At 42.1% G+C, this 14113-nt stretch carries 10 protein-coding genes and 1 riboswitch; of the genes, 6 read left to right on the forward strand and 4 right to left on the reverse strand.

Translation table 11 applies throughout. The features are described 5' to 3' along the window. Nucleotides 1-19: 19 nt before the first annotated feature. From HMPREF9449_RS04255 to HMPREF9449_RS04265, 3 genes are read left to right on the forward strand one after another with little or no spacing between them, the layout of a single operon-like run. Nucleotides 20-1210, forward strand: coding sequence for a transglutaminase-like domain-containing protein (locus tag HMPREF9449_RS04255; RefSeq protein ID WP_232211404.1), 1191 nt, complete (start codon nucleotides 20-22; stop codon nucleotides 1208-1210). Next, nucleotides 1207-2733, forward strand: a complete 1527-nt coding sequence (locus tag HMPREF9449_RS04260) for an outer membrane protein assembly factor BamB family protein (protein ID WP_009136001.1) — start codon at nucleotides 1207-1209, stop codon at nucleotides 2731-2733. Before HMPREF9449_RS04255 ends, HMPREF9449_RS04260 begins: the two co-directional genes overlap by 4 nt. 6 nt (nucleotides 2734-2739) lie before the next feature. Then, complete coding sequence (locus HMPREF9449_RS04265; protein WP_040611207.1) at nucleotides 2740-3639, forward strand: transporter; 900 nt, start codon at nucleotides 2740-2742, stop codon at nucleotides 3637-3639. Nucleotides 3640-4017: 378 nt separating this feature from the next. On the opposite strand, the gene HMPREF9449_RS16155 is transcribed toward HMPREF9449_RS04265, so the two are convergent. From HMPREF9449_RS16155 to HMPREF9449_RS04280, 3 genes are all read right to left on the reverse strand, one after another. Beyond that, nucleotides 4018-5976, reverse strand: coding sequence for a thiamine phosphate synthase (locus HMPREF9449_RS16155; protein WP_009136003.1), 1959 nt, complete (start codon nucleotides 5974-5976; stop codon nucleotides 4018-4020). Between the two features lie 46 nt (nucleotides 5977-6022). Then, nucleotides 6023-7777, reverse strand: coding sequence for a phosphomethylpyrimidine synthase ThiC (thiC, locus tag HMPREF9449_RS04275; RefSeq protein ID WP_009136004.1), 1755 nt, complete (start codon nucleotides 7775-7777; stop codon nucleotides 6023-6025). Between the two features lie 131 nt (nucleotides 7778-7908). Further along, nucleotides 7909-8004: riboswitch (TPP riboswitch) on the reverse strand. A gap of 107 nt (nucleotides 8005-8111) precedes the next feature. Continuing rightward, a complete protein-coding gene (locus HMPREF9449_RS04280; protein ID WP_009136005.1) occupies nucleotides 8112-9287 on the reverse strand; it encodes an MFS transporter in 1176 nt (391 codons plus the stop codon). 280 nt (nucleotides 9288-9567) lie between these two features. Between HMPREF9449_RS04280 and HMPREF9449_RS04285 the strand changes: the two genes are divergently transcribed. Next, nucleotides 9568-10476, forward strand: a complete 909-nt coding sequence (locus tag HMPREF9449_RS04285) for a bifunctional enoyl-CoA hydratase/phosphate acetyltransferase (RefSeq protein WP_009136006.1) — start codon at nucleotides 9568-9570, stop codon at nucleotides 10474-10476. Between the two features lie 154 nt (nucleotides 10477-10630). Here HMPREF9449_RS04285 and HMPREF9449_RS04290 read toward each other — a convergent pair whose 3' ends face one another. Continuing rightward, complete coding sequence (locus HMPREF9449_RS04290) at nucleotides 10631-11338, reverse strand: OmpA family protein (protein ID WP_009136007.1); 708 nt, start codon at nucleotides 11336-11338, stop codon at nucleotides 10631-10633. 176 nt (nucleotides 11339-11514) lie between these two features. On the opposite strand from HMPREF9449_RS04290, the gene bioD reads away from it, so the two are divergent. Continuing rightward, nucleotides 11515-12198, forward strand: a complete 684-nt coding sequence (gene bioD / locus HMPREF9449_RS04295; RefSeq protein WP_071987180.1) for a dethiobiotin synthase — start codon at nucleotides 11515-11517, stop codon at nucleotides 12196-12198. A gap of 93 nt (nucleotides 12199-12291) precedes the next feature. Then, a complete protein-coding gene (locus HMPREF9449_RS04300) occupies nucleotides 12292-14112 on the forward strand; it encodes a peptidase U32 family protein (protein ID WP_009136009.1) in 1821 nt (606 codons plus the stop codon). Nucleotide 14113 lies beyond the last annotated feature (1 nt).

The raw sequence follows: 14113 nt of genomic DNA on the forward strand, positions 1-14113 counted from the left end.
TCCATTCTCTTACTAAATTATGATGAAATACTGTATATTTTTTGTTGTGTTGTGTGCCTTTGCCTGTTCCGGGAATAAATACCCGGAGGTTCCGGAGAGGTATCATACGTTATTAAACGAGGCTTTGTCGAAAGCCGGTGATAATGCGGTAGAATTAAACAAGGCGCTCGATTCCTGTGATGCCCGTTATAAAGAAGGCGTCGCTTTTCTGATTGCTTATATGCCGGAGCGGGATTTAAAAGAATTGAAGGCTGGTTTTTTGATCAATAATGTGGAATATGCTTACAAAGCCCGGGAGCGTTTTTCCTGGGCGAAGGCATTGCCCGATAGTATTTTCCTGAATGAAGTGCTTCCTTACGTTTCATTGAACGAAAACCGGGAAGAATGGCGTCCGGATTTTTACGGTCGTTTTTCTTCTTATGTAGCGAATTGTCAGACGATTTGGGAAGCGATAGATTCGGTAAACCGGAACATCCGGGATGAAGTGAGGGTCGATTATAATACCAAGCGGGAGAAACCGGATCAGAGTCCTTACGAGTCTATGCGTCAGGGAATGGCATCTTGTAGCGGACTTTCTATTTTGTTGACAGATGCTTTCCGGGCTGTGGGTATTCCCGCCCGGGTGGCTGGTACCCCGAATTGGCACGATAACCGGGGAAATCACAATTGGTGTGAAGTTTGGGTAGACGGACAGTGGTATTTTACAGAATACTATCCCAATGCTCTGAATAAAGCCTGGTTTTTTGCGGATGCGGGTAAGGCTGTAAAGGGGGACGAGCAACATGCCATCTATGCTTCCTCTTTTAAACCGGCGGATACTTATTTCCCTTTGGTGTGGGACGAAAACATCCGTTATGTGCATGCAGAGAATGTGACAGACCGCTATGTGGACTTATATAAAGCGTATGAATCGACAATAAAAGCTGACGGAAGACACATTCCCGTGAAAGTGATGATGTTCCGTACAGAGCAATGTATGCAAAATTCAGATGACCGGATGGCTGCCAATGTAGATGTTTTTTGTGGTCGGGAGCAGATGGGAGGAGGGCGTACTGCCGGGTCTACTCAGGATATGAATGATGCGCTGGAATTTTTACTGGAGAAGAATAAGACTTATACTTTTAAATATACGGATGAAAAAGGAAGAGAAAAGTTAGCGGATGTGAAGGTAAAAGAGGAACCCCTAACCGTAAAACTATATATGCAATGATAAAAATAATCTTATTTATTTTATTTTTAGGGTATAGTATAACAGGCATCTATGCTCAGGAGATCACGCATACTGTGGTCCCCATCGGGAAGAATTATACGACAGGAAAAATAGTAGAAGGTCAAAAAATTGTCTTTCCTCAAGAGGTGTATCGGTTTGAAATCGATAGCGTAACGGAATATTGGTCGGTACAATTACGATCTCTTCGAAAATCCGGAGAAGGGTATGCTGTTAAAGGAGAGCTCCTTTCCTATCAGCCTTTTAAAAAGCAGGTGATATGGAACAATCAGATTTCATACAAGGGGGAAAGATTATTCTATAATTTCCCATACATTCTTCATCCCAATGGCAGCACGACAGTTTGTTACAACGGGCAGGACGGAGGAATGATATGGGAAGTGAAGGGGAGAGTTGTAGGGATATATAATTCTGTTGGTTTGTTGGCGAGAGGGGATGGGGCTGGAAAGAGGATAGCGGGTATTGATTTAGCTACGGGAAAAAGAATATGGAGTAGAAAAGTAAATGTTTCTACGGGAGTGGATGTGTATGGGCTTAATGATTCTGTTCTTGTTGTGAGAGGCATGGGGTTACATCAGATAAACTTACGGACGGGTCAGGGTTGGGATTATAAAGCGAATACCGGAGAGGGGGATATAGGCAGGGGAATAGCCTGGGGAGGAAGTATCTTTACACTGGGTATTTTTGCAACCATAGCTATCATGAGTGATGACGAAAAATATATAAAAAATGTTGCTTCTGGTTTATTGTTTGAAGACGATGATATTTATTGGGCGGGAAAAGATCGGATTGTGCGTTTGAAAAAAGACGGAAAAGTAGTGTGGGAAAAACCTTTACCCCAATCTTCTGTAAGTCGTTCCAGTTTGATTTTACAGGATTCTTTATTATACATGCTCAATTACGGAGAGACAGAAAAAGGGAAAGAAACGACTAGTTATGGGAATCCTTTTGTGGCAGCCTACAATAAAGATGATGGCAGGCAGTTGTTTTGTAATGTCGTATTCGATAAGGATGAAAAAATGAAGGATTATAGTCTTTCCGGTGCTTCTGTATGGATAGCCAATACCAATAAACTGATAAAATATACCATGCAGGATGGGTTGCCTGCGGAGAAGGTTTACAAACGTACGTCTTCCGAAAATTTCGATGCTTTTGTAGAGAAAGGGGTATATCGTAAGCGTGCAGATGATCTGTTTTATGATTGGGTACAGGCGATACCTCAATATAAGATAGTCCGGACAGATAGTTTGAAATATCTGGTTTTTGATGGAGATGTGAATTTGATAAAAACAGAAGACGGCAAAGCTATGTATACGGAATACCGTAACTGGAAAGGATATCGTTTTTTATACGGACAAGGGCAAACTTATATTATCGATAAAGAAAATAAACCTGTTGCGATTTTAAATGTTTCTCCGCAATCTGTTCTTGTCAAGAACAGACTCTATGAAAAGTATAAAAATTTAGTGATAACAGTGGATTTAAACCAGTTGGGGCTTAATTAACCAGAAGTGATTCAGACTTTAAAAAATTGGATGCTCCCGATCGCCATGTTGACGGGAGCATTATTTCATGTTTATATCGAGGTGTTGTCTTTTCTGACGCCCACCTTGATATTTTGTATGTTATTCCTGACCTTTTGTAAAATATCTCCCCGGAATATGAAATTTTCCGGGTTGCATATCTGGCTGATTTTGATTCAGTTGGCTGGAAGTTTGTTATTATACGGTTTGATTGCTCCTTTTAACGAGGAAGTGGCAGAGGGAATTCTAATATGCGTAGTTGCCCCGACGGCAACTGCTGCTGCCGTCATTACGGGAATGCTGGGAGGAAATGTGGCTTTTTTGGCGAGTTTTGTTTTTCTCAGTAATGTTACTGTGGCATTGACTGCTCCGGTTATTTTTTCGTTTTTGGGAACGAACCGGGATTTATCTTTCTGGGATTCTTTCGGTTATATTTGTCGGCAGGTCGTTCCTTTGCTGATATTGCCTTTATTGGGAGCTTGGGCCGTTCAATATATTCTTCCCCGGCTTCATCGATGGTTATTATCGGTGCAGATAGTGGCTTTTTATATGTGGTCGCTAGCTCTGACGATAGTAACCGGTCGCACCGTCAGTTTTTTATTGGTTCAGGAAAATCCTCATTATTGGACAGAAGGCATTCTGGCTTTTTTAGCTTTGATTGTTTGTGTTTTTCAATTCTGGTTGGGGCGGCGTTTGGGACGGCTTTATGGAAATACGATTGCTGGCGGACAGGGATTAGGACAGAAAAACACTATTTTGGCGATCTGGATGGCTCAGCTTTATTTATGTCCGGCTGCTGCAGTCGGTCCCGCAGCCTATGTATTGTGGCAAAATATAATCAATAGCTATCAGATATGGAAAAAGAGAAAGAAGGACGTGAAATGTTAAATAATATTCCTGAAAAGGAAACTTTTTTATTCATACTATAGAACAATTGTCTTTTTAATATACGATAAACGGAAACGATAAGCTTATGGCAGAACTGAATGTTTCTGCTGATCGTTTTATTGTAGAAAACCATTGTACAATATTTTGTAAATCAGTTAATTACAGATAATTCGAAAGGATTATCTTTGTAAGGGGAAAGAAAAAAGGTTAAACATCAGAGAGAAGCCTATGGTTTTTCTAATTTCCTGTCAGGTTTTTCTGTAAATATTTAAAATCTTGAGAAATGGTGTTATATGCTCAGACTTAAAGTTTCGTTTCCTACGTCATTTTATACAAAACAGTTTTAAGGTGCAAAAATTGAATTTCGGATTCTATTATTTATATACTTTCCAGTTCTTTTCGGATTTCCCGAACTTTTTGTTTTATATCCGGACTGTTTTTGATCAGCCCGGAGAGCGCTATTCCTTGTATTCCCGTTTGCAGAAGTGGAATAAAATCGGCATCCTGAATACCGCCGATCGCAAATACAGGTATGGAAATTCCTTCCCGGGACATAGAATGCAGGATTTTCTGGTAGCCCTCTACCCCCAGGACAGGACTTAATTTCTGCTTGGTCGTCGTATATCGGAAAGGTCCTAAACCGATATAATCGACTTTTTGAATTGCTCGTAAACGGATATCTTCCATCGTATTACAGGTTGCTCCGATAATTTTATCGGGACCTAAAATCTTCCGGGCTTCTTCCGGATTCATATCTTCCAAACCCAGGTGTACCCCGTCGGCATCCAGTTGGCGGGCTATTTCCACCTGATCGTTTACAATGAACAGAGCGTTGTAATACCGGCATATTTCTTTAATAAGCCGGCCTGTTTGCAAAATCTCCGCCTTGCTGTTTTTTTTCATGCGTAGCTGTATCCAGCGAACTCCTCCCTGACAGACGGCTTCTACCTGTTCACCGATTGTCCAGCCTTCTTTATAGTCTGTAATATATTGCAGGCGGAGGGTGGAGGGGAGAGGAATATTTTTTAGCGGGACCGGCAGATGATAGCCTAATAAACTATCGTTTGAATCCATAAAACGGGAAACATAAACCTGTGCTTTCCGGCAGGCTTCTACTAAAGAGATTCCTCTCGCCAGATAAGCAGTAATTGCTGCCGACAATATACAACCGGTCCCATGTTTTTGATAAATACTCCTTTCTACCGGAAAACAATGCAGGGTGTCGGGACCAATTAAGCGGTCCACGGAAATTTCTTCGGCATTATGTCCTCCTTTCCATAACAAATGAAATTGGTATTTTTTACATAGTTTCTGTAAGTCTGAAATACAAAGATTTTCTCCAAATAATTGATGTAACTCCTCGGTATTGGGCGTGATTAAAAAGAGTTGCCGTAAAAAATGATCCGGTAAAGAAAGCGAAGTATGGAAGGTAAATCCCGAAGACGTGCGGAGGATAGGATCCCATATAATTTTTATATCCGGAACTTTTTGAGTGAGATAACGGGTAAGGGAAAAAAGAATTTCTTGATCGGGTAATAAACCTATCTTTATAAAAGAAGGAATAGCGTAGCGGAATTGTAGTTCCAATTGGCGGATGATTTCCTCCAGACAAAAATTTTTTGTTGCCAGGTATTCTTTTTCATTTTGAAAGGTCAGTGCGGATAAAATGCCGCGACCGTAAACACTGCAACTTTCGAATGTTTTCAGGTCGGCTGTTATGCCGGCTCCTCCTGAAGGATCAAATCCGGCGATGCTGAATACAGTGGGAGTTTTCAAATCTCTGAAACGCATGACGGCTTCCTGCGGACGTTCCCAAATATAGCCTAGTACAGCTACTCCCGCGAAGCCTGCCCTTTGGCAGAGTCTTATTTTGTCCGGAGTAATGCCTCCCAATGCTATGACGGGTAAAGGAAGTTTTGCTTCTGTTATCTCCGGTAGCTCCCGGAAAGGTGAATAATAATCCGGTTTTGAAAGACTATCGAAAACCGGACTTAGAAAGCAGTAAGTCACTGTAGCGGGTAAAGTTTTTATTTCTGCTACTGTGTGACAGGAAATGCTGATATGGGAAAAATTCTCGTACATTCCTATTTTATCTCTTTGAGTGGACTTTAGATGTATCCCTCGTAAATGGTATATTGCCACTAATTCATAGAAATCATGGAGGACAATCCGGTTTCGGTAGCAAGGCCGGATTTTCTGAATAAAGTTTTCAAAAACAGTCCGGTCGGCTCCGGGTTTGCGAAGGTGAAGCAAATCCAGTCCGTAATCGAATAAAAGATTACAAATGGTTGTTTCTTCGGAGATAAAAAAAGGAGAAGTAATAAGAATTGTCAGCATAACACGGTTAAAAGGACATTTATATTTTAAACTATCTGAAGACGGATCATCCGGGGGAATTTAATTTTTTCCTCAGCTTTTGACTGGCTTGCATGGAGCAGAAGTGGGCACCACACATAGAGCAGAAATGAGCATTTTTATGTCCTTCTTCCGGTAAGGTGGCATCGTGAAAACGAAGGGCTTTTTCGGAATCCAAAGCTAGATGGAACTGGTCTTTCCAGCGGAATTCGAAACGAGCCTTACTCATGGCATAGTCACGATATGCGGCTGCCGGGTGTCCTTTTGCCAGGTCGGCGGCATGTGCAGCCAGCTTAAAGGTAATAACTCCTTCTTTTACATCTTCCCGATCGGGTAGGCCCAGGTGTTCTTTAGGGGTTACGTAGCATAGCATGGCGGTTCCGTACCAGCCGATCATAGCTCCTCCGATAGCAGAAGTGATGTGATCGTAGCCCGGAGCAATATCCGTTACCAACGGACCGAGCGTATAAAAGGGAGCTTCATGACAGTATTGTAATTGCAGCTCCATATTTTCCCGGATTTTATGCATCGGAACATGGCCCGGGCCCTCGATAATAGTCTGGACATGGTGTTTATGAGCGATTTCCGCCAATTCTCCTAAGGTTTTCAGCTCATCAATCTGTGCTTCATCATTGGCATCGGCGATACATCCCGGCCTCAATCCGTCCCCTAGGGAGATGGCTACGTCGTAGCGGGCCAGAATCTCGCAAATTTCTTCAAAGTGTTCATACAGGAAACTTTCCTGTTTAAAAGTGGTACACCAATGTGCCATGATAGAACCACCTCTGGATACGATGCCGGTAAGCCGGTTTAAAGTAAGAGGGATATCTTTCCAGCGAAGTCCGGCGTGAATCGTGAAATAATCTACTCCTTGTTCTGCCTGTTCGATAAGCGTATCCCGGAAAATATCCCAATTCAACCGGGTGACATCACCGTTTACTTTTTCCAGGGTTTGATAAAGGGGCACTGTTCCAACGGGCACGGGCGAATTCCGGATAATCCATTCCCGGGTTTCGTGGATATTGGCACCTGTAGAGAGGTCCATAATCGTATCTGCTCCCCAACGAAAAGCCCAGACGGCTTTTTCTACTTCTTCGGCAATTGTAGACGTGACCGGGGAATTCCCGATATTGGCGTTTATTTTTACCAGGAAATTCCGGCCGATAATCATGGGTTCACTTTCCGGATGATTGATATTAGCCGGGATAATGGCGCGGCCGGCAGCCACTTCCTGCCGGACAAATTCCGGTGTAATAGGAGAGGGAATATAGGCTCCCAGTGGGTTACCTGCTTCCTTTTTGTAGTTTTCCGTTATCCGGTCGATGTATTGATTTTCCCGGATAGCGATGTATTCCATTTCCGGCGTGATAATGCCTTGGCGGGCATAATACATTTGTGTGATACCATGTCCTGAACGGGCAATGCGGGGATGGGTATTGACATGTTCAAAGCGGAGAGCATCTAAGGAGGAGTCTGACTGCCGCATCCTCCCATATTCGGAACTCAGTTCCTCTAATTTTTCTGTATCCTTTCTGGCTACAATCCACTCTTCCCGGATACGGGGTAAACCTTTGCGTAAGTCAACGGCATAATCCGGGTCTGTATAAGGACCTGACGTATCGTAGACCACTACGGCCTCATTGGCTATCCGTTTCCCGTCCGCATCCAGGGTGTCGGACAATTTGATTTTTCTCATGGGAACACGGACATTGAATAATTCTCCTTTTACGTAAATCTTTTCGGAACCGGGCAAAGCACCGGAGGTGACTGTAAATTCTTGCATATTGAGGTAAACGTTTAGAATCCTTTCCGATAGCCGGATATTTCATAAATTACTGACAATTTATCAAAACATCTGCCTTCAGCATAGATCCGCAATTATACTTATAAAAGAAAAAGGAAAGTGTAAAACGGTAAGAGTGTATTCTATTTACCTCCGCCGGCATTATCCGGATCAGGTTATAGGGTATAATCTCAGCCCGTCGTATTAAGGCACCCCTTTTCTGTTGTTTACAAAGGTATATGAAATAAATGAAAAAAAGAAAAAGCGGGAAAAAATTGAATGAGAATTCTTTCGGCCGGTTGGATTTTTCCTTCTTCTTCTGTCTATAGGGCTTTTACTTTGTTTTTTTCCATTGGAGGATTAAAAAGAGCAAACCCGGGAAAAAAATGATGGCAGCCGTGACTCGTAAGGCTGTAGATAAAGAATAGGCATCACTTAGCCAGCCAATAAAAGGGGCCATAGCTGCAAATAAGAGACGGATAATAAAATTCCGGATCGAAAGTACGGTTGCCCGCATTTCGGAAAAAGTCTGCTTATTGATATAACCTTTGAGGATAGGGGTAGCGAATCCTCTGACAAGGTAAAACAAAAATAACAGGCCTAAACCCAGGTAACTGATATTATAAGAGACGGCAACATATCCGCCTGCAATGAACAAGAGAATAAAGAGATAAGTTCTGTTTTCCCCGAACCGACGGTTTAAATTGTCGGAATACAAGGCAGCCATTCCGACAGTAAGATTCAAAATTGTCCAAATAATACCGTACCAAGTGGTAGGGGTGTCTATAGCCATCAATATCGGTTGCACAAACCAGGCCATCGTCAGTGTCGCTGCTCCTATAATACCGGAAAACAGAATATCGTAGCAAAGACTTTTATTGGTAATCAAGGAATAGCGGATAATGTGGAGGATATTTCTCAAAGGATGCACGACTTTGGTACGTACGGAATATTCTTTTAGCGTTAAAGCCGCAGGGATACCGATAAAAGCGATGAGAGTTTGGCAATAAAATGGCATACGCAGGGAATAGGCAGCCAGAAAACCGCTTACCATACCGGCAGCTGCTTCCGAAAAATTTCCGATCATGGTAACCCGCCCTTCATATTTTAAATATTCTTCTTCTTTCCTGTGGTATAACATAGTATCGTACAGTAAGGCTGAGTCGGCCCCTGAGACCAGACTTTGTCCTATCCCCAAAAATACTTCCGCCAGAAAAAAAGCACCTAAAGTATAAGAAAAAGAATAACAGAGAAATCCCCCGAATGCTAAACTGCAACCTACCAATAAAGTATTTTTACGTCCCCATACGTCAGCCAGATAACCGGCCGGAATTTCAAAGGCAACGACAGCCACCGAATAAACACTTTTCAATAAAAAAATATCTTTTAATCCCAGTCCGTTTTCTTCATAAAATAAAACGATGACCGGCATCACCAAAGTAAACCATTTAGATACCTTTATAAAGTAAAGGGCTAAAATATTTTTTTTGAAAGGCGCAGAAAGTTCCATAGTTTATCAGACGAACAAAGGTATAATTAATTTTTGATTTACACTTTACCTTTATCCTCCTGTTCAGTATTCTTTGCCGGTTTCTACCAACTGTTCCGGCGCAAAGAAAAAAATATCGCTCTGACGATTGGAAATAAATTTATAAATTTTAAAAAAGGCTAAAGAATGGCACAATAATTGTATAAATGCACAAAATAGAATAAATTGTGCAATAAAGTTTTTGTTTTAAATAAAAACCTATATTTTTGTTACAGATTACAACTAATTACCTGTTTATACAATGAGAATCGAAAAAATCAGTGATATTTACGAATCACTTAAAAAAGATGTGCGTAAAAAGCGTCTGGTCGTTGCTTATGCAAATGACAGTCATTCTATTGAGGCCGTGTATACAGCTGTGCAGATGGGCTTGGTGGAGGCTATATTAGTCGGAGATCAGCAGGAGATAACCAAAGTGTGTCAGGAACAAGGGTATGATCTATCTTGTTTTGAGATCATACATGAACCTGTAGATAGCAAAGGAGCTCAGAAAGCAGTAGAATGGGTAAGAGAAGGGAAAGCCGACGTCATTATGAAAGGGTTGGTGAGTACAGATAAATACATGAGGGCTATATTAAATAAAGAGAGGGGATTAGTGGAACCGAATACCATTCTGTCGCATGTGACGGTTATGGAATGTCCTGGTTATCATAAGTTATTAGTAATAAGTGATGTAGCGGTTATTCCTTTACCGGATTTGAATCAGAAGATTGCTATGATCAAATATGTGACATTGACGGCCAAAGCATTGGGGGTAGATTGTCCAAAGGTTGCCCTGATTGCTCCGACCGAGCAGGTGTTACCCAAGATACAGTCGACGGTAGATGCGGCTATTTTGTCGAAGATGGCGGAACGGGGACAGATTTGCAGTTCTGTCGTTGTAGACGGTCCCATGGCTTTAGACCTGGCTATTGATAGGGAAGCCGCTCAGATTAAGAAGGTGCACTCTCTGGTAGCAGGAGATGCGGATTGTTTGGTATTCCCCAATCTGGAGTCGGGAAATGTCTTTTACAAAACCAATACAAAGATATGCAAGTCTAATCAGGGAGCTATACTTGTTGGGGCAAAAGTACCCAGCGTCTTATCCTCGAGGGGAGACAGCGTAGAGACGAAACTGAATTCGATAGCTTTAGCTGCTTTATTGGCATAAGAAGATCGGCCTGGAAAAGCCGGGCCGGAAAAATGACGCTTCGCCAGTTAACGTATTACGATTCTGAGAAAAGAATATTTAACTCAGAGTTCTCATTCCGTTAGTTGGCGAAGCGTCGATTGTTTTTACGGGCTCTAGTCAGATTGCCTGAATTTTAGTTAAGCGACCCGTTTTCTGCTTTTTGAATCATATCTTTATTGGCTGTAATATATATTTCCACACGGCGATTCAAGGCCCGGCCTTCTGCCGTACTATTATCTGCTACGGGCTGATCAAAAGCCAGTCCCTCTGTTTTGATACGGGAACGGCTGATCCCTTCTCCTACCAGAAAATTCGCAACAGCTTCGGCTCTTTCTTTAGAGATCCTTTCATTGACAGTCCGGCTTCCGGTATTATCGGTATGACCGTAAATCGTAATATCCGTATCCGGAGAATTTTTCAGAGAAGCTGCAAATTTTGTCAAAGCAGTTCTGGCGGCCGGACTTAATTCGCTTTTGTTGGTGGCAAATAAAATACCGTTATCAAAGGTCACTTTGATGGCCTGCAGATTGTTTGCGTCAGTAACAGTCTCCACTTTAGCTTCCTGAATAGCTTCCAGTTCTTTTTTCTGCTTGTCCATTCTCCGGCCGATTAAGGCTCCTGTACCACTTCCTACGGCCGCTCCGATAGCTGCTCCGATGGCTGCTCCTTTTCCTTTACCCGCTAAGGCGCCGATGCCTGCTCCTAAAGCTGCTCCTCCTCCGGCGCCAATGGCTGCTCCTTTCCCTGTATTACTCATACTGGCACAGCCGCCTAGAAAAGCGCCCGAAAAAATAATACTTCCGCTCAAGAGGAAGGTTACAAAAAAATTTCTTGTTTTCATTTCGTTTTAGTTTAGTTGTTTAGTATATACACAAAATTAAGAACTATCTGGCAAAGGTGAATGGATTCTGAGTGAATTTTATAATTTTGTCTGAATAAAGACAAGAAAAAAAGGAAAAGTATCTCTGGAAAATAGAAAGGTATACTATCCTCTAAATTAAAGGAAAATTAAATTATATTAAAATGGCTGTATATTTTGTTAGCGGTATTGATACGGATACGGGGAAATCGATTGTCACAGGGGTTATTGCCCGTACTTTAAGACAAAAAGGAGTAAATGTAATTACTCAGAAATTTATTCAGACGGGATGCAAAGGTATTTCGGAAGATATCCTGAAACACAGGGAAATCATGGGAATTGAGCCGGAGGAAGCGGATCGGGAGGGACTGACTTGTCCTTATGTTATGACTTATCCGGCCTCGCCTCATCTGGCTGCCGAAATAGACGGGGTGCATTTAGATAGGCAGGTAATTCACCGGGCTACAGAAAAGTTATTGCAACAATACGAGCTGGTCTTGTTGGAAGGAGCGGGAGGGCTTTATGTACCGGTGACCCGGGAGTATTTGACAATTGATTACATACAGGAGCACCATTATCCTTTAATACTGGTTTCTTCTTCTAAATTAGGTAGTATAAATCATACATTGATGAGTTTGGAATTATGCCGCTGGAGGGGAATTCAGGTGAGTCACGTGATATATAATGATTTTCCCAACGATAGTGAACAGATAAAACAAGATTCTATCCGAGTGATCCGGGATTATCTGGAAAAATATTTTCCCTGTTGTGAATTGTGGGAAATGCCGGTTGTAGAGGGAAAACAATGGCCGGAGCTTCCTATCACCTGGAAGGAAAAGTAAAATAGCGAATCTATAGATAGGTGGGTCAGGAAGGCGTGGGAAGCGGAGAATTTTATAGAAGATTGTAGCGTGCAAACAGAAAAAGCGGAAAGTATGAAAAAAATTGAGCTATTGGCTCCAGCCCGGGATGCTTTAATCGGTATAGCAGCGATAAATAATGGGGCAGATGCTGTATACATAGGCGCTTCTGCCTTTGGGGCCAGAAAGGAAGCCGGTAATCGTCTGGAAGACATTGAAACCTTGGTTGAGTATGCTCATCGCTTTTATAGCAAAGTATATGTTACTTTAAATACTATTTTATATGATGCTGAGTTGAAAATGGCCGAACAATTGGTGCGGAAATTATACGAAATCGGAGTAGACGCATTAATTATTCAGGATATGGGGTTGTTACAGCTGGATTTACCTCCCATTTCTCTTCATGCAAGTACTCAGATGCATAACTACGAATTAGAAAAAATAAAATTTCTGGATCGGCTCGGATTTCAGCGGATCGTCTTGGCCCGGGAATTGTCCTTAGAACAGATTGAAACCATCCGCAAAGAAGTAAAAGCGGAACTGGAAGTGTTTATACACGGGGCTTTGTGTGTGAGTTTAAGTGGTCAGTGCTATTTATCCCAGTATATGTTCGGGCGTTCAGCTAACCGGGGGGAATGTGCACAGGCTTGCCGGATGAAATGGACGGTGAAAGATAAGTCGGATCAAGTGTTGGTACGGGATAAGTATGTGTTGTCTTTGAAGGATTTAAATATGTCTGCTTATATAGATGATTTAATTCGTATCGGGGTAGATTCTTTTAAAATAGAGGGGCGTTTAAAGGATGCGAATTATGTGTCGAATGTGACCAATCATTATAATTCGCTTATAAATAATCAATTGAAAATTAATAATAATAAGATCGGACGCCTTTCGTCCGGAGAAGTAATATCCGATTTCACAGCAGATCCAGAGCGCAGTTTTAACAGGGGATTTACAACTTATTTTGCTCAGGGACGGCAGAAGGAACTGGTGAATAGGGAAAGTCCGAAATCGATGGGAAAACTGTTGGGTAGGGTAAAGAAAGTATATAAAAATGAATTGTGGTTGATTACAGCAGAAGAGCTGCACAATGGAGATGGACTTTGCTATATCGGGGAAGAAGGGTTAGAAGGGATACGGGTAAACCGGGTGGAAGGGGAAAAGATAATTTGCAATGAGATCTTACGGCTTATGCCCGGGACACTGATTTATCGGAACTACGACCACCAGTTTGCTATGCAGGTAGAAAAGTCAAAGACCGTAAGAAAAATCGGGGTTGAAATTCAAATCCGGGCAAAAGACGGTCGTGTAGAGTTATTTGCAGAAGATGAAGATAAAGTTGCGGTGGAATTTAAACCGGATCAGCATTTTGAGCGAGCGCAGCAGGCTCAACAGCGGGAACGGATAGAACAGCAATTAAAGAAGTGCGGGGACACTGATTTTTTATGTCGTTCGGTACATTATGAAGGAGAAGAAGTGCTCTTTATGCCGGTCGGGGTAATCAATGAGTTTCGCCGGGTTTTATTAATAAAATTAGCTCAGGCCCGGGAAGTCCGGCGACCGGTGGTGAGAATGAATCCGCTTGACCGGCAAGTTCCGTATTTACCTTATATCCCTTGGCAGGCTAATGTTGTCAACAAAGAGGCTGAGGCCTTTTACCGGGAGCATGGGGCTGTAGGAATAGAGGCGGGTTTTGAACTCACTGAAGCGATGGAAGGGAGAGTATTGATGCATACCCGTTATTGCCTGTTGTATGAGCTAGGCTATTGCCGCAAGCAATTTCCTGTTCAGACATTGAATTTTCCCCTTTACTTATGCAACGATAAATATCGGTATCGTTTGGAATTCGATTGCAAAGAATGCTTTATGAAAATTTTATCTTCAGGGAAAAGTTAAA

This window comes from Odoribacter laneus YIT 12061 (genome assembly GCF_000243215.1).
Classification (GTDB): Bacteria; Bacteroidota; Bacteroidia; order Bacteroidales; family Marinifilaceae; genus Culturomica; species Culturomica lanea.

Excerpts from the sequence above, each read along its gene's own strand:
- HMPREF9449_RS04255 (WP_232211404.1), top strand. The coding sequence starts at position 20 with ATGATGAAATACTGTATATTTTTTGTTGTGTTGTGTGCCTTTGCCTGT.
- HMPREF9449_RS04260 (WP_009136001.1), top strand. The coding sequence starts at position 1,207 with ATGATAAAAATAATCTTATTTATTTTATTTTTAGGGTATAGTATAACA.
- HMPREF9449_RS16155 (WP_009136003.1), bottom strand. The coding sequence starts at position 5,976 with ATGCTGACAATTCTTATTACTTCTCCTTTTTTTATCTCCGAAGAAACA.
- thiC (WP_009136004.1), bottom strand. The coding sequence starts at position 7,777 with ATGCAAGAATTTACAGTCACCTCCGGTGCTTTGCCCGGTTCCGAAAAG.
- HMPREF9449_RS04280 (WP_009136005.1), bottom strand. The coding sequence starts at position 9,287 with ATGGAACTTTCTGCGCCTTTCAAAAAAAATATTTTAGCCCTTTACTTT.
- HMPREF9449_RS04285 (WP_009136006.1), top strand. The coding sequence starts at position 9,568 with ATGAGAATCGAAAAAATCAGTGATATTTACGAATCACTTAAAAAAGAT.
- HMPREF9449_RS04290 (WP_009136007.1), bottom strand. The coding sequence starts at position 11,338 with ATGAAAACAAGAAATTTTTTTGTAACCTTCCTCTTGAGCGGAAGTATT.
- HMPREF9449_RS04300 (WP_009136009.1), top strand. The coding sequence starts at position 12,292 with ATGAAAAAAATTGAGCTATTGGCTCCAGCCCGGGATGCTTTAATCGGT.